The organism is Psychroserpens citreus, from assembly GCF_055686305.1.
On sequence record NZ_CM145999.1, the window covers coordinates 58,365 to 74,501 of the forward strand.

Sequence of the window (16,137 nt, forward strand, 5' to 3'; positions counted from 1 at the left end):
TCATTATTTTATAATTTTTACTTGGTCTATTTTTAATTCTTCTAAAAGATCATCATAACCGATCATCCTTCCTTTTATTTTTATGATCTGCTTTTCTGTTATATCTGAAGTAGAAAAACTTTCATTAAGCTGACAATATATATTGTTATTTAGTGTAAAGCCTTTTTCATCAATAGATGTTACGTCACCCTCTAATTCCACAACTACATCTTGCCAGATTAAAGCATCCTGTTGAACTTTGTTAGAAAATGCCTCAGCGGTTCCAGAAAATTTTATCTCCAACTCATCAATAGTTTTATGAGCCTTATAAGCATATTTATAAGCTATATAAGCTCCTGTTAAAGCTGTTGCTAAAATAAAAAGGGCAATTTTAGTTCTTTTTGACAAGCTCATAGTTAAGTGTTAGGTTAATGGAACTAGCTATTTTCTCTCGTACAATACTTGGAATTTTAATATTAAACTCTTGAGGTTTAACATTAAAAGCTGAAGTAAACAGTATTTTATCACCTTCTTTTTTCAACAGTGCAATGGCATCTATTTTTTTTTCTTTTCCACGTACTATTAAGGTGCCTTTCAATTTAAATTCTTGGCTTTCATTAGATAAATTATTTAAATCAAACTCTTCTAATTGACCTCTAAACGTTGCCTTAGGATACTTATCTGAATCCATATAATTTTCATTAAAATGCTCTTGCATTAAAGCAATTTCAAAATGAAAAGCTTTTACGAATAGTAAACCAGCAATTTGCCCATTCTCAATATTTAAAATGACTGTTGTACTTTTATTTTTAGCTTCCACGGGTTCAAATGCTTCAACCGAAGCTTTAAATTCTGTTGTTCCAGTTTTTGTAAAGTACTTTTGTGCGGTTACATTCATACTCATCAACCCAATTAATATTATAACTATTTTTTTCATTCTTTCTTTTTTAGTTTTCTCTCATACTGAGAGGTTTTATTAAACTTTGATATTCGAAATTATCTTAATTTTCAGGGAAATTATCTGCAACCCATTTGTCAATAATTTGCAGTACTTGTGGTGACAGTTTGCCACTTGGAGGCATTGGATTAAGAGCATTATTCATACGTGATACCAAGCTTCCTTGTTCTGCTGAAAATCTAGTGTTTTGGTAATTAGACAAATCTAAACCAGCATTTGGTGCTGGACCTGCATGGCATGTTATACAATTGTTTGTCATTATAGATTGTATATCTGATTGATAAGTTACTTCTCTCGTTAATGGCGGAAGAGAATTTTTATCTCCTTCATCAATTATTGCTGTTGTGCAGCTCTGTCCTATAATTAATAGTGCTATTCCTATTGTAAATTTTATAGATATTTTCATTATATAGTTATTAATTTTGAACGTTAATATTATCTATTGTTATTTGCTCCTGACCTAAAGGTGTTACTGTTACCATGCGTTGTGCATGTGTTATATCACCTTCAGAAATTGAAAAATCTCCGTTTACATCAGCTACTACTGTAACATAATACGTCCCTGGATGCATATAAGTCATTAAAAATTCATCTTCACCTTCGGATAAAATTGGGAAATGTAATATGGTATCATAGGCATCAAAATCAGATGTGAAATAGCCGAATTCATCCGTAAGTGGATCTCTTGAGAGATAAACCAGTAAAGCTTGATCTTGTGGAATATCTCCTCTATCTACATCAATCTGAATATAACCCAATCTAGGATGGTCAGTAATGATATAAGGGTCACCAGATTGAGGAGCGAGTTCAAAAATATTGTTCGTTTCCTGTAAGGCTAAAAATGTAGCAGAATTAGCTTCTGTAATTCCATCTCTTATATACAAATAGTCTTCCATAAATCCATTCGAAAAATCCAACCCAGCATCTACACTATTTTGAGGGTAATTTGTAGCAACAGCAGAATCTTGTGCTAATTCTGCATGCATTTTTTTACCCTTAAAAGTCATATGTCTGTTAGGAACACGCCCTCCTAAATTACTTGTGTAGGAATTAAAATAAAGACTATCTGTATTATTTGGAAAACGCAGCTCCATATACATTATACCATCACCACCTTTAGCATCTACTAATCTATAATAGCGTCCATTATCTCTATCTTCTACTTTGTCCATAACAAAGTAACTTGATCGATAGATTCCATTTAACAAGCCTCCATTACGTGCCATAATGGTTCGTTTCCCTTTATAATTTGTAACAAAAAATGAGGTTAATAAGTTACCAGCCGATCCACCTTCATGGATTCCAAAAGTATGTGAAGGAGAGATTGGCCTATAATCCCATGCGAACCAAGGAAACTCCAGATTAATTACTAAATTATTGCCAACCCAATGTCCTTGCATTTTTTCCAAAAAATCAAACCCATCAAGAGTAATATCTACTGGATTTACCTCAGTAACTTGCCCAGGAAGTCCTCCATCAGGATCGGTGGGGCCTGCAATGTTTCTTATATCATCGGTTGAACAGCCTATAATTAGTATTGACAATATTGCACTAATACTTAAAAGTTGAATTGTTTTTTTCATAGTCATTTTATTCTTTAACTCTTATCCAAATTTCTTTTAATGGTTTATTTCTTATATAAGTAGTAACATCCAATGTGTCAAGATGTATTAAATTAAGTTCAATGTTAGGTTTTATATCATTGGATTTTGTAGCTCCAGATATGGCATCAACATAGATGCCTTCATCTTCTTTTAAATCCATAAAAATGTAATAGTCTTTTCCGTCCGATTCTCTAATTATAGTTGTATCATCATTGTAGTACAATACCTTCCCTTTAACAGAATCGTTACTTTTAATAATATTGTAAATTGCTCTATAATATTTGCTATCTACTTCCCATTTACCTAATAAAGGATTCTCTTTTTCAGCACAGGAAAAAGCAACAAGTAGAATAAATAATAAGACTCTATTTTTCATTTAAATAATGTTCTGGGCAAATTTAGAATCAATGGAATTTCTTTTTTTTGACATAGGTCAAAATCGAATACAATTAATACGTATTAGTTTTTTGACATAGGTCAAATGATAACTAAAAGCATAATTATAGTTTTGTAGAGATAAAATAGTTTGGAAAATGAAAAAATTAATGACACGTTGGAATATTGAAAAGCCATGGCAACTAGTTGTCATATTTATTGTGTTTTCAATTACTGGTTCTTCATCAATAGCTATTGGAAGACCGCTTCTTAAAATGATTGGAATTACGTTAGATAATCTAAATGCATTTATTTATTATCCGCTTTTTATAATTTTAAGTTTTATATTCTATCAAATGTTCTTAGTCTTATTTGGATGGCTCTTTGGGCAGTTTCAATTTTTCTGGGCTATGGAAAAGAAAATGCTAAACCGTTTTGGAATTAAAATTTAATATATTACCTAAAAAATAGACTAATGAATAATTCTGAACATTTACGCAACCTTAATAAAAGAGTAAAAAGCAACAAAGATTCTTCTAAGAGAAACAAACAATGGCGTGTTTGGACAGGTATTTTGTTTGTGATACTAATGACAGTAATGAATTGGCAATGGGCCTGGGGAATTTTATTCTTAATATGGGTAATTCCAGATTTAAAAAATGGTATCACCTACTTCATTGAACCAGTGGAACGCTCAATAAATCCTTTGCTATATTGGGTAATTGTTATCACATGGATTCTATTATCATTACTTTCTCTTTCCACTCTTTTTATAGATTATAATAATTTAGGCTATTAATTATGAAAGACTTTTCAATAAAATCCATCTTTAAAAGGTACAAATGGAAGATTTCTTTAACCTTCCTACTTCTTATTTTAGAAAATGTAACCAAAGTATTGCAACCCTTGGTTTTAGGTATTGCTATCAACGACCTTATCAATAGTAAAAATGATGGGCTTTGGCTATTCTGCATTCTTTATATTGTAGGATTTATCATAGGAACAATTCGTCGTTATTATGACACAAGAGCGTATACCTCTATTTATACAAATGTTGCCTCTGAGATTGCAGAAATTCAAAACGAAAAAGATGTAGAAGTGTCATCAATTGCTGCCCGAAGTGCTTTGGTTAAAGAATTGGTTGACTTTTTTGAACATGATATCACCCAAGCATTTACATCAACCATAAGCGTCATTGGTGCTTTAATAATGTTAGCGCTTTTTGATTGGTGGATTTTTGGTGGCTGTCTTATTACTATCCTCGTTATCATTTTAATATACAGGTTTAGCACGAAACGTATCTACAACTATAATATAGGCCTTAATGATGAGTTAGAACATCGCATTAATGTTCTAGAGAAGAGGGAACAAACAGGTATTTTTAACCACTTCAAAAACATTGCAAAGTGGTTGGTTAAAATGAGTGATTTAGAAACAATTAACTTTTCAATAATTGAAGTTTTGCTTTTCGGCCTAGCCATTTTTGCATTGTATGCTTCAGCTAGCGCGACCGAGGCTACAGCTGGCAGCATATTTTCAGTACTAACCTATGTTATGGAGTTTTCTGGAGGCGTATTTATGCTACCGATAATATTCCAACAAGTTATTCGCTTACGCGAAATTAGTTCGCGGTTAAAAACCATATAAAATGAAACATTGGAAAACTATTGTAGCACTTATTTTAATGGCTTTAGCTATCTATTTTAAATGGAATTGGTTTTGGGCATTATTTATACTACTTGGCTTAATAAATGTATTATTTACTGAAGAAATTCATTTTGTAGAGAATATTAAAAAAAGAGAAAGCCCTACACTATATTGGATTATGGTAGGTGTTTGGGCTTTTTTTTCATTTGCAAATATTATAATGTATCTACAATAACGATTTTGATTTATGTCAAACATAATATGCTTTAAGTAATATATTTTTGTGTTATTATCAACATTAAAAACTATGAAATTTTTACTTATAATCGGACTTATAGTTACATTATTAAGCTGCAATTCACAAAAAAAAGCAAGCATCGAAAAGAGTAAATATACTATTGAACATAGTATTCAGAAAGATGATTATATAAAAGGAGAACTAATCGTTTTATTTTCTGACAAAGAAGATTTTAAGAGAACTATAGAAACACTTAAAGCTTATAAGAACGTTGAATTAATTTCAATATTATCTGAGATGAAAGATGCAAAAATAGCCCATTTCATAGTTTCAATAGGTCAAGAACAAGAGTACATTAAGATATTTCAAAAACATCCAAATGTTAAAGTAGCTGAGCTAAACCTTGTTGAGAGTTTTGATTAATAATTTATAATTGATAAAAATGCCAATACAATCTCGAAACCCTTATACTAATAAAGTTGAAAATACCTTTGAAGAATTTTCTTCAGAAAAAATTGATGCATTAATAAAAAATGCCAATACAACATTTTCTACTTGGAAAAACACTTCTTTTACTGAGCGAAAAAAATTAATGCTTCAACTAAGTGAGTTATTATATAATGCACCAAAGGAGATTACCGAATTGCCAACACTTGAAATGGGACGATTATTATCTGAAACCATTGGTTGGGAACTTCCAAATTGTGCTGATATAGCTGTTTTTTATGCTAAAAATGCTGAAAAATTTATGAAACCTAACACCATAAAATCATCAATGCTTTCGGGTTCTACTGTGATACAAAAAGAACCTTTAGGAGTACTTTTTGGTATTATGCCATGGAACTATCCTTTTTATCAAGTGCTGCGTTTTGCTATACCTAACATTATGGCAGGAAACACGGTGATTATAAAACATGCTTCTAATGTGCCAAAATGCGCTATTGCTATTGAAAACTTATTTAAAAAAGCAGGATTTCCAGAAGGTGTATATACTAATGTGTTAGTTTCTGGACGAAATACATCGCAAATCATAAGCGATAATCGAATTAAAGGAATTTCGCTAACAGGAAGTGAATCTGCGGGTTCAAAAGTAGCCGAATTAGCAGGAAAACATCTAAAGAAAGTCGTTTTAGAACTTGGCGGAAGTGACCCCTTTATTCTACTAGATGATGCAGATATTGATTATGCAACCGATTTGGCTGTAATGGGACGCTTTTTTAATTCAGGGCAAACTTGTATTGCAAGTAAACGATTTATTATTCATCAAAGCATATACAATGATTTTCTCGAGAAATTTATTGCCAAAACAACGGATTTAAAAGCAGGAAACCCTTTGAACGCATCAACTAATTTTGCACCTATGAGTAGTCAAAAAGAAGTTGACAATTTAATTGACTTAATTGAAGATGCGGTTTCAAAAGGCGCAAAAATAGAATTAGGTGGAAAACGTATTGAAAACCTTGATGGTGCTTGGTTAGAACCAACTATTATCAGTAACGTTTCCGAAGACATGGACATTTTTCACAAAGAACTTTTTGGCCCTGTAGCAGTAGTTTATAAGGTAAAAAATGATGACAAAGCTATTGCTTTAGCCAACAATTCTGCTTACGGATTATCATCTGTAATTGTTGGTAAAAATGATAAACGTATAGATAACATTGCTAATCAATTAGACTCGGGAATGGTTTTTAAAAATACAATTAGTATTACCGAACCAGACTTGCCTTTTGGAGGAATAAAAAACTCTGGATTTGGTCGTGAGTTGGGTAGCTACGGAATGGAGGAGTTTGTTAACCATAAAATCATTCGTAAAGTTCCAGTATGGGCTTTTAAAACAACATTGAAAAAATAAATAAGATAATGAAACTATTACTAACACTAGTGATCTCAGTTTTTGCTTATTTCGGGATGGCTTATTATGATCTTACATCTTGGATGATTTGGATTGCATTAATTATAATTTGGGCAATTATTGATTATTTGACTTATAGCAACCCTTTTTCTTGGAAAGATTATACTGTATTAGCCATCCTTATTACAATAATTGAAATATGTTCTTGGTATAATTACTTTGGAATATTGTAATTTGACTTAAATCAAAATATTAATTATTTAATCTTTAGATATTTGTATAAAACATAAGATGAAAACCTTGCAAATCACATTTATAATTTTACTATTAAGTTTAACCTCTTGCGCTCAAAGTAACGACAAAATTATTGGTGTTTGGGATGTAAAGAACGATTATTATCAAGCCATCTATGAAATAGTTGAATATAAAGGTAAATTTTACGGAAAGGTGCATTACTATAATGACGGAGAGACTGAATACAAAGGAGATAATAAAAAGGAAGATTATTTTTTAACCGATGTAGAATTAGAAGACGATAAATACATTAATGGAAAGATGTATTTACCTAACGGCAGCTTTTATAATGTAATTTTCACTCTAAAAGATGAAAACACATTAGAAGTGTTAATGACTGTTGAAAATGAACCTTATAAAGAAAATTGGACAAGAAATAACTCATTAAAGTAAAATCATGAAATGGATATATTTATTTGGTTCTATAGCTTTTGAAGTATTAGGAACCACGGCAATGAAAATGGCGTCTCAAGGTGGCAAAAATACTACGCTCTGGACTGTAACGCTTTGGGTCTCTTATATAATATGTTTTGGACTATTACAATATGCCATGAAATATTTTGAACTTGGTACTGTATACGCTATATGGTCTGGCATTGGCATTACCATTTTGGCAATTATTGGTTATTTTGTCTTTAAAGACAATTTCACAACAGCAAAAGTAATTTCAATTGCTCTTATCATCTTAGGCATTATTGGTTTAAATTTGAGTGGCGCACATTAAAAAATAAAAATTATGAGTAATCAAAAAAATATGATGCATGCTTTACCTGCTGAAGCGTATACATCAAAAGAGTGGTTTGACAAAGAAATGAAAACCATTTTTAGTACTACATGGCAATTTGCTGGTTTTATTGAAGATGTTGCCAATCAAGGGGATTATATTTCTGTACAGGCAGGATTAAATAACATCTTTATAGTTAAAGGTAGAGATAATCGTTTGCGTGCATTTCACAACATGTGTCGTCATCGAGGTACACAGCTATTAAGAGCTGTTGGTAAAGGCAAAAAAGCCATTACTTGCCCTTACCACGATTGGACTTATGATTTAGAAGGAAAACTTATAAGCATTCCAAAGAAAGAGCAAGAATTTCCGAAACTTAGCGATCAGCCTTTACATGAATGCGGACTTAACCTACATGAAGCTTCAGTAGATATTTTTAAAGGCATGTTGTTTGTGCATCCAGATAAAAACGCACCAAGCATTATTGACTTTTTTGGTGAAGTAGAACCTTATTTAGGCCCTCATATTGTTGAAGAATTAGTAGAGTATTCAGAAAATGAAAACGAACCGTTTTACACCAAAGAGATAAATGCCAACTGGAAAATCATCGTTGAAAATTATATTGATCATTATCATTTAGCACATTTACATGAAGGCACTTTAAATATGTATGATCATTCCAACGCAGAGTTCGGATGGTCTGGTCCTCACTATTGGTTTTATGAACCACTACAACCCGATTATTTGGCTGATGTTGATAATGCAGCACCTCAACCCTTAATTAAAAGTGTTCCTAGAGAGAAAATTGGCGCTTATGTACCATGGTTATTTCCAAATTTAGGACTAGGTGAAAATGAATCTGCATGGAGTACATTTCATGTTTTACCACTTGCACCAGACAAAACCTTAGTCGTAATTAGAAGTAAAATGGAAAATGCTAGCGATTGGGAATATTCAAAGCAATATGCTAAAAGCGCAATGAGTAAGGTTTGGCAACATTATGGCAATACAGGAAAATATGAGGGTGATCCAGAAACGGATCCTATGGCATCTGGCGATTTTATGGCTGAAGATGTTTACGCTTGTGAGCAGCAACAAAAATCGATTAGTTCCCCAATGTTTAGTATTGGAGCTCGCGCTGAAAGAGGTGAATATGCCGTACAACGTTTTCAGGAAGAAGTAAAGAAATGGATGGAGACTAATGGTGCATTTAATAATAACTAAACTATTTTGGTTTAATTTTTGAATCAAAGTAATAAAACATTTAAAAAATGAAACTATTTATAATTAGTCTTTTTATGATTTTAATGACTGCGTGTCAATCTACTAAAAACAATACTAATTCTGCTTCAGACGATATACCTGAAGACCATATTAAAAGTAAAGAAATTGTTGTTTTAAAAGTTAATGCCCAAGAAGTAGAATGTGATGGTGCTCATGGTAAACAACGTTGTTTAGAAATTAAAGAGTTAGGTATTGATAAAGAATGGCAATTGGAGTACGATGGTATTAAAGGATTTGAATTTAAGCCTGGATTTGTATACAACCTGCAAGTACAAAAAATAGAATTAAAAGATCCACCACAAGATGCATCATCAATCGTTTACAAACTCATAAAAGTGATTAAGAAGGAACAACCTATTTCAGATAAGATGATGTCTAATTATGACACTTTAACTGTTACAAAAATTGAAAACGGAAAAGATGGATATACAGCAACTTTAAAAGATGACAAAGATGGATTGTATGTATGTACAATCAGTATTCCAAATCTTGAAGATAATTATGTGCGTTTAAACATTGGAGATAAAGTAAAAATTGCTGGAGACTATGCAGAAAGTGATCCAATACGAATCTTTGCTAAAAAACTAAAAGTAATAGAGAGTGTAACAATTAAGAATTTGCCATTACTTACGGTTACTAAAGTAATTCCAGGAAAAGATGGAGAAACACTTCATCTTGTAGACAAAGATAAAAAAGCCTATAATATGGTTGTAAGTATTCCTAATCTTGGAGATAATTACATCCATTTAAAAGTAGACGATCAAGTAAAAGTAGAAGGTGATTATATAGATAGTTTCCCTACTCAAATTTTAGCCAAAAAAATTCATAAATTAAATAATGAATAAAAAAACGATACTATACGTTTTAATAACCCTTTTGAGCTTACCTGTTTTATTGCATGTATATAATCCATCAATGAAACTAGAAGGTTTAGGCTTCATATTGGGCGCCATTGGTTATTACATTTCACCAGTAATAATATTTGTCACTTTTATTTTACTAATCATAAAATCATTAAAAGATGAGTAAATTTCACCCATTAAGAGTACTTGAAGTAAATAAAGAAACAGACGATTCAACATCAGTAGCATTTGATGTTCCTCATGAATTATATGACACCTTTAATTACAAGCCAGGTCAATACCTTACATTAAAATTTAACTTAAACGGTGAAGAAGTTCGTCGTTCATATTCTTTATGCAGCTCACCTGCGTTAGAAGAACCATTACGTGTTGGTGTAAAACGTGTTAAGAATGGCTTGGTCTCTAATCACATTAATGACAATATAAAAGTTGGTGATACTGTAGAGGTTATGCCACCAGACGGTCGTTTTTTTGCTGATGTAAAAAAAGATAATTATAAAACGTATTTTTTATTCTCTGCCGGTAGTGGTATTACACCTATTCTTTCAATTTTGCGTACAGTACTTATGACCGAAGAACGCAGTTATGTGCACATGATTTATGGTAACAGAAGCCAAGAGTCTATTATGTTTAATACTGAATTAGAACAACTTCAAGAAGACTATGCTGACCGATTTATATTAGTACATACTTTGAGTAGGCCAAAAAGTAGTTGGAGTGATTTATGGTCAACTAATAAAAAAGATAAGAATTTTAGGAAAGGACGTGTAGATACTGAAGCTGTGGAATGGTTTATCAATGAATACCCACCATATGCACAGAATGCCGAATATTATATTTGTGGTCCTGGCACCATGATAGAAAACACAAAAAAATCTTTAAAAAGCATTGATGTCCCTGATGAACGAATATTTATAGAAAGTTTTGGAGGAGGTGATTCTACAGATACAACTGAAGCTTTTGAAAATGCTAAATTAACAGCATCTCTAGATGGTGAAACTATACAAGCAACAATTACTAAAGGGAAAACTATTTTGCGAACACTAATCGATGCCGGAAAAGAACCTCCTTATTCTTGTGAAGGTGGTGTTTGTTCGACATGTGTTTGTAAGTTGACCTCTGGTAAAGTGCACATGAAAAATAACCTTGCACTCACAGATAAAGAAGTAGATCAAGGGTTAATATTGAGTTGTCAAAGTATTCCTTTAACAGAAAGTATTACAATTGAATATATAAATTAGACTAGATCAACTTATCTAATCAGGTTTTATTTTTACAGTAATATGTATAATTAAAAATGAACTAAAATTCTAAGAACTTTTACAGATTTCTTTCAATATGAACAGGTATAAAACCACTATTTGTGTATTAAAAAAAACATAAAATTGTCAACTGTATTTAAAAAAGCTTATTTTTGTTTAACCTTCTTAAACTAAAAATGAACAATATTAAAAGTACATTTAGTATCAAGGATCTTGAAAATCTCACTGGTATAAAGGCACATACAATCAGAATTTGGGAAAAAAGATACAACTTACTAGAACCAGAGCGAACAGATACTAATATTAGGTATTACAGCTTAAGTAATCTTCAAAAATTACTTAACATAAGTTATTTAAATAATAATGGTTATAAAATTTCCAAGCTCGCTGCTATAGAAAGTTCAAAAATTCCAGAATTGGTTAGAGATGTTGCTCTGAGTGATCAAACTAATAATCATGTCTTAAGCACATTTAAACTCGCCATGATTAATTTTGATCAAAAACTATTTTATGAAACCTATAGTTCTTTAGAAAAAGAAAAGTCGTTCACAGCAATTTTCTATGAAGATTTTATTCCTTTACTTACCGAAATTGGAATGCTATGGCAAACAGATACTATTACTCCGGCGCATGAGCATTTTGCAACAACTTTAATTCGGCAAAAACTCTTAATCAATACTGAAAACCTTCAATCACAAAATCAAATTAAATCAGACAAGGTATTTGTTTTGTACTTGCCAGATAATGAAGTTCATGAATTAGGTTTGATGATGATTAATTATGAAATTATCGCAAAAGGCTATCAATCTATCTATTTAGGACAAAGTGTTCCAACTGCAAGCCTAAAGGATATACTTAATTATTATGATGATATCACTTTTGTATCCTACTTTACAGTTAAACCTGAAAAGAATCATATTGATAAATACATCGAAGACTTTACTAATAAAATACTTCAAAAGAAAAACACAAAGTTATGGATGCTCGGACGTATGCTTGAGCATATAGATCTTAAAACACTTCCAGGACAAATAACAACATTCAATAGTATTCAAGACTTAGTTAAAAATCTCTAAAATTTTAATAGCTAAATCAATTTTGTTTAATTTTTGTTTAAATTTGTTAAACAATGAATAAAGACGTTTCTATAATTGGCTCTGGGTTTTCTGCACTTGCCGCATCATGTTATCTTGCTCGAGATGGTCATAATGTTACCATATTTGAAAAAAATGATACTATAGGCGGAAGAGCAAGGCAACTTAAAAAGCAAGGATTTACTTTCGATATTGGTCCAACGTGGTATTGGATGCCAGACGTATTTGAACGCTTTTTTGCTGACTTCAATGCAACTCCCGAATCCTTTTACACTTTAGACAAACTAAATCCAGCCTATAGCGTCTACTTTGGGAAAGATGATTTTATTACAATTGAAGATACTCTTGACAAAATATGCAAAGCTTTTGAAATGGAAGAACAAGGAAGCTCAGCAAAACTGTTACAATTTATTAAGAATGCCCAAAATAATTATGAAGTAGCTATAAAAGATTTAGTGTACAGGCCAGGCGTTTCTCCTTTTGAATTAGTAACTCCAGTTACAATGAAAAAAATCGGACAGTTTTTTAGTACCATAAAAAAAGACGTTAGAAAAGAGTTCAAAAATGATAGGCTAGCAATGATACTAGAGTTTCCTGTTCTTTTCCTTGGTGCGAAGCCCGATAATACACCTTCATTTTACAGCTTTATGAATTATGCCGATTTCGGAATTGGCACATTTCATCCAAAAGGCGGTATGTACCAAGTTATATTAGCTATGGAATCATTGGCAAAAAGCTTAGGCGTAAACATAAAAACAAATCACGCAATAGATAAAATCATTGTTGACAATGGCAAAGCTATTTCTATTGTGGCCAATGGTGAAACACATAAAAGTGACATTGTATTGAGCGGAGCCGACTATCATCATACTGAAACTCTTTTAGATTCAAAATATGTTCAATATTCTCAAGGCTATTGGGAGAAAAAAACCTTTGCTCCTTCATCCCTTCTATTCTATGTAGGCTTTGATAAGAAGCTTAAAAATGTAAACCATCACACCTTATTTTTTGATGTTGATTTTGATGTTCATGCTAAAGCAATTTATGATACACCAAAATGGCCAGATCATCCTTTGTTTTATGCTAGCTTCCCATCAATTACAGATAGTAATTCTGCTCCCCAAGGACAGGAGGCTGGTATTTTTTTAATTCCTTTGGCTCCAGGATTAGAAGATACTGAAGCTCTTAGAAATGAATATTTCGAAAAAATTATCTCCCGCTTTGAAGATTTAACCTCCCAGAGCGTCAAAAAAAATATTATATTTAAAGAGTCTTTTTGTGTCAATGATTTTATAAATGATTACAATTCTTATAAAGGTAATGCCTACGGAATGGCCAATACGCTCTTACAAACTGCATTTTTGAGGCCCAAATTGAAAAGTAAAAAAGTAACTAATTTATATTTCACAGGACAATTAACGGTTCCAGGACCAGGAGTTCCTCCATCATTAATTTCAGGAAAATTAGTGGCAGAACTCATTAAAAAACACCATTCTAATTAATTATGAAAGCTATTTTTGATACCGTTTCAAACCAATGTAGTAAGGCCGTTACAACATCTTACAGCACATCGTTTTCATTAGCTACTAAAATGCTATCTAATGCCATTCGTCAAGATATCTATAATATTTATGGCTTTGTTCGCTTTGCCGATGAGATTGTAGACTCCTTTCATGATTATGACAAGGAATTATTATTTAATAATTTCACTACAGATTTAGAATTGGCTCTTGAACATAAAATTAGCTTGAATCCTATTTTAAATTCTTTTCAAGAAACTTTCCATAAATACAATATTGACAAACATTTGGTTGATGCGTTTATGAGTAGTATGCGATTAGACTTGCATAAACAAGACTACCTAACCAATGAAGAATACAAAGCATATATTTATGGATCTGCTGATGTTGTTGGACTCATGTGTTTAAAGGTATTTGTTAAAGGTAATCAAGAAAAATACGATGCCTTAAAAGGCTCGGCAATGAGTTTAGGTTCGGCATTTCAAAAAGTGAATTTTTTAAGAGATCTAAAAGCAGATTTTGAAGATTTAAGTCGGACTTATTTCCCAAATACAGATTTAAATCATTTAGATGAGGCCTCCAAACAAGCCATTATTACCGATATTCAAAGTGATTTCGCTAAAGGTCTTAAAGGCATTAAGAAATTGCCTATAGAAGCCAAATTTGGTGTATTCATGGCTTATAGGTATTATAGTCAATTATTAAAAAAACTAAAAAAAACACCTGCTTTAGAGATCAAATCGACCAGAATAAGAGTACCAAATTATAAAAAGCTTGAGCTCCTTACTAGAAGTTATGTAAAATATCAACTTAATTTAATGTAATCATATGCAAACGGTTTTTTGGTTTCTTATATTTTTAGGTGTATTCTGTACTATGGAATTTATGGCGTGGTTTACCCATAAATATGTTATGCATGGCTTTTTATGGAGTTTACACAAAGACCATCACCACAAAGATCACGATAGTTGGTTTGAACGTAATGACGCATTTTTTATTTTCTATGCAGTAATAAGCATGACTTGCTTCTACTTATGGAGTTATGAAGATGTGTGGTATTGTCTTCCTATAGGTTTAGGAATTATGGCTTATGGAGCTGCCTACTTCTTAGTTCATGATATTTTTATACATCAACGATTTAAATTATTTCGTAACGCCAATAATTGGTATGCAAAAGGTGTACGTCGAGCTCACAAAATTCACCATAAGCATTTAGGCAAAGATAAAGGAGAATGCTTCGGAATGCTTTTTGTACCTTTCAAATACTTTAAAAAATAGTATTTCAACACGTTTATGACTACCTCACCCCATTTCGATTATATCATCATAGGAAATGGATTAGCTGGATTACAACTAGCTTTGAAGTTAGCAGATGACACGCATTTTAATAACAAACAAATTGCACTGATAGATCCTTCAGAAAAAAATACTAATGATAAAACTTGGAGTTTTTGGGAAACGGGAAATTCAAAATGGCATAATATTATTTATAAATCTTGGACTAAAGCATCTATCAAAACCTCTAAGAATACTATTAATTTAAACCTCGCGCCTTATCGCTATCACACCATACGTGCCATTGATTTTTATACTGAGGCTAAAAAAAGACTTCTTAAACACGATCACATCCATTTTATTCTTGATCAAGTAACTTCAATATCTGAAGACGATCAAATCAAAGTATTTACTAAAGAAAAATCCTATTCCGCATCTCATATCTTTGATAGTAGGATTCCTGAAACATTTTCTTCCGAATCCAATAATCACATTTCAATAATTCAACATTTTAAAGGTTGGGTAATTAGAACAGATGCGCCAGTCTTTGACACAAAAATGGTCACAATGATGGATTATCGTATGAAAGATGGAGAGCAAACAACTTTCACCTATGTACTCCCCTTCTCAGAAACTGAAGCCTTGATAGAATTCACGTATTTCACCAATAGCATTGTTGATGAGGCCATCTATGATTCGTTCATTAAGACCTATATTAAAACATATTTAAAGATTGATAATTATACCATTATTGAAACAGAAATGGGACATATCCCGATGACTAATTATAACTTCGGAAAGTTTAATTCAAAAAAAGTAACAAAAATTGGAACAGGTGGTGGCTGGGTAAAAGCATCTACAGGGTATTCATTCAAACATACTGAAAAGAAAGTTGCACAAATTATTGACAATTTAAAATCGAATCGCCAGCCGTCTCACGGTTTATTTAAAAGAAAATACAAGTTTTACGATAAAGTATTTTTAAAAGTTTTAAAAGATGATAATCATAAAGGCGAATGGATATTTGAGCAGTTTTACAAAAAGAATTCTACACAAACCATGTTTCGGTTTTTAGATGAAGAATCATCATTTTTAGAAGAACTAAAAATAATGTCTTCCTTGTTTTCTTGGTCGTTTATAAAAGCTTTTTTTAAGACCTTGTAACTGT

Annotated in this window: 22 protein-coding genes; 17 read left to right on the forward strand and 5 right to left on the reverse strand. The window is 31.7% G+C overall.

Annotated elements, in window-relative coordinates; genetic code table 11:
• Positions 1-3: 3 nt before the first annotated feature.
• The 5 genes from ACTU6T_RS00295 to ACTU6T_RS00315 all read right to left on the reverse strand — a co-directional run bounded on the left by ACTU6T_RS00295 (position 4) and on the right by ACTU6T_RS00315 (position 2,917).
• Positions 4-393, reverse strand: a complete 390-nt coding sequence (locus ACTU6T_RS00295) for a hypothetical protein (RefSeq protein WP_460219263.1) — start codon at positions 391-393, stop codon at positions 4-6.
• Positions 371-916 carry a YceI family protein gene (locus tag ACTU6T_RS00300; RefSeq protein WP_460219264.1) on the reverse strand — a complete coding sequence of 182 codons (546 nt, stop codon included), beginning with the start codon at positions 914-916 and terminating at the stop codon, positions 371-373. The genes ACTU6T_RS00295 and ACTU6T_RS00300 overlap by 23 nt, the downstream gene beginning before the upstream one ends.
• 64 nt (positions 917-980) lie before the next feature.
• Positions 981-1,343: a cytochrome c family protein gene (locus ACTU6T_RS00305; RefSeq protein ID WP_460219265.1), complete on the reverse strand. Its 363-nt coding sequence runs from the start codon at positions 1,341-1,343 to the stop codon at positions 981-983.
• Positions 1,344-1,353: 10 nt separating this feature from the next.
• Positions 1,354-2,520, reverse strand: a complete 1,167-nt coding sequence (locus ACTU6T_RS00310; RefSeq protein ID WP_460219266.1) for a hypothetical protein — start codon at positions 2,518-2,520, stop codon at positions 1,354-1,356.
• 7 nt (positions 2,521-2,527) lie between these two features.
• Positions 2,528-2,917 carry a hypothetical protein gene (locus ACTU6T_RS00315; protein ID WP_460219267.1) on the reverse strand — a complete coding sequence of 130 codons (390 nt, stop codon included), beginning with the start codon at positions 2,915-2,917 and terminating at the stop codon, positions 2,528-2,530.
• Between the two features lie 157 nt (positions 2,918-3,074).
• On the opposite strand from ACTU6T_RS00315, the gene ACTU6T_RS00320 reads away from it, so the two are divergent.
• From ACTU6T_RS00320 to ACTU6T_RS00400, 17 genes are all read left to right on the forward strand, one after another.
• Positions 3,075-3,368, forward strand: a complete 294-nt coding sequence (locus ACTU6T_RS00320; RefSeq protein WP_460219268.1) for a DUF6787 family protein — start codon at positions 3,075-3,077, stop codon at positions 3,366-3,368.
• Positions 3,369-3,391: 23 nt separating this feature from the next.
• A complete protein-coding gene (locus ACTU6T_RS00325) occupies positions 3,392-3,715 on the forward strand; it encodes a hypothetical protein (protein WP_460219269.1) in 324 nt (107 codons plus the stop codon).
• 2 nt (positions 3,716-3,717) lie between these two features.
• Positions 3,718-4,563 (forward strand): ABC transporter six-transmembrane domain-containing protein, encoded by an 846-nt coding sequence (locus tag ACTU6T_RS00330; RefSeq protein ID WP_460219270.1) that lies wholly within the window; start codon positions 3,718-3,720, stop codon positions 4,561-4,563.
• Between the two features lies 1 nt (position 4,564).
• Entirely contained in the window at positions 4,565-4,798 is a 234-nt protein-coding gene (locus ACTU6T_RS00335) for a hypothetical protein (protein ID WP_460219271.1), read from the forward strand.
• Positions 4,799-4,870: 72 nt separating this feature from the next.
• Positions 4,871-5,224 (forward strand): S8 family serine peptidase, encoded by a 354-nt coding sequence (locus tag ACTU6T_RS00340; RefSeq protein WP_460219272.1) that lies wholly within the window; start codon positions 4,871-4,873, stop codon positions 5,222-5,224.
• 19 nt (positions 5,225-5,243) lie between these two features.
• Positions 5,244-6,653 (forward strand): NAD-dependent succinate-semialdehyde dehydrogenase, encoded by a 1,410-nt coding sequence (locus tag ACTU6T_RS00345; RefSeq protein ID WP_460219273.1) that lies wholly within the window; start codon positions 5,244-5,246, stop codon positions 6,651-6,653.
• A gap of 8 nt (positions 6,654-6,661) precedes the next feature.
• Positions 6,662-6,886 carry a hypothetical protein gene (locus ACTU6T_RS00350; RefSeq protein WP_460219274.1) on the forward strand — a complete coding sequence of 75 codons (225 nt, stop codon included), beginning with the start codon at positions 6,662-6,664 and terminating at the stop codon, positions 6,884-6,886.
• 58 nt (positions 6,887-6,944) lie between these two features.
• A complete protein-coding gene (locus ACTU6T_RS00355) occupies positions 6,945-7,340 on the forward strand; it encodes a DUF2147 domain-containing protein (RefSeq protein WP_460219275.1) in 396 nt (131 codons plus the stop codon).
• Between the two features lie 4 nt (positions 7,341-7,344).
• Entirely contained in the window at positions 7,345-7,671 is a 327-nt protein-coding gene (locus ACTU6T_RS00360; RefSeq protein WP_460219276.1) for a DMT family transporter, read from the forward strand.
• A 12-nt stretch (positions 7,672-7,683) separates the two neighbouring features.
• Positions 7,684-8,895: an aromatic ring-hydroxylating oxygenase subunit alpha gene (locus ACTU6T_RS00365; RefSeq protein ID WP_460219277.1), complete on the forward strand. Its 1,212-nt coding sequence runs from the start codon at positions 7,684-7,686 to the stop codon at positions 8,893-8,895.
• Positions 8,896-8,942: 47 nt separating this feature from the next.
• Positions 8,943-9,800 (forward strand): DUF4377 domain-containing protein, encoded by an 858-nt coding sequence (locus ACTU6T_RS00370; RefSeq protein ID WP_460219278.1) that lies wholly within the window; start codon positions 8,943-8,945, stop codon positions 9,798-9,800.
• Between the two features lie 176 nt (positions 9,801-9,976).
• On the forward strand, positions 9,977-11,059 hold the full coding sequence (locus tag ACTU6T_RS00375) for a 2Fe-2S iron-sulfur cluster-binding protein (protein WP_460219279.1): 1,083 nt from the start codon (positions 9,977-9,979) through the stop codon (positions 11,057-11,059).
• A gap of 197 nt (positions 11,060-11,256) precedes the next feature.
• The gene (locus ACTU6T_RS00380; RefSeq protein WP_460219280.1) at positions 11,257-12,156 is read left to right on the forward strand and encodes a MerR family transcriptional regulator; all 900 of its coding nucleotides are present in this window, start codon (positions 11,257-11,259) and stop codon (positions 12,154-12,156) included.
• Positions 12,157-12,209: 53 nt separating this feature from the next.
• Complete coding sequence (locus ACTU6T_RS00385; protein ID WP_460219281.1) at positions 12,210-13,676, forward strand: phytoene desaturase family protein; 1,467 nt, start codon at positions 12,210-12,212, stop codon at positions 13,674-13,676.
• 2 nt (positions 13,677-13,678) lie between these two features.
• Positions 13,679-14,518 (forward strand): phytoene/squalene synthase family protein, encoded by an 840-nt coding sequence (locus ACTU6T_RS00390; protein WP_460219282.1) that lies wholly within the window; start codon positions 13,679-13,681, stop codon positions 14,516-14,518.
• A gap of 4 nt (positions 14,519-14,522) precedes the next feature.
• Entirely contained in the window at positions 14,523-14,972 is a 450-nt protein-coding gene (locus ACTU6T_RS00395; protein ID WP_460219283.1) for a sterol desaturase family protein, read from the forward strand.
• Between the two features lie 15 nt (positions 14,973-14,987).
• Positions 14,988-16,133 carry a lycopene cyclase family protein gene (locus ACTU6T_RS00400; RefSeq protein ID WP_460219284.1) on the forward strand — a complete coding sequence of 382 codons (1,146 nt, stop codon included), beginning with the start codon at positions 14,988-14,990 and terminating at the stop codon, positions 16,131-16,133.
• Positions 16,134-16,137: the final 4 nt, after the last annotated feature.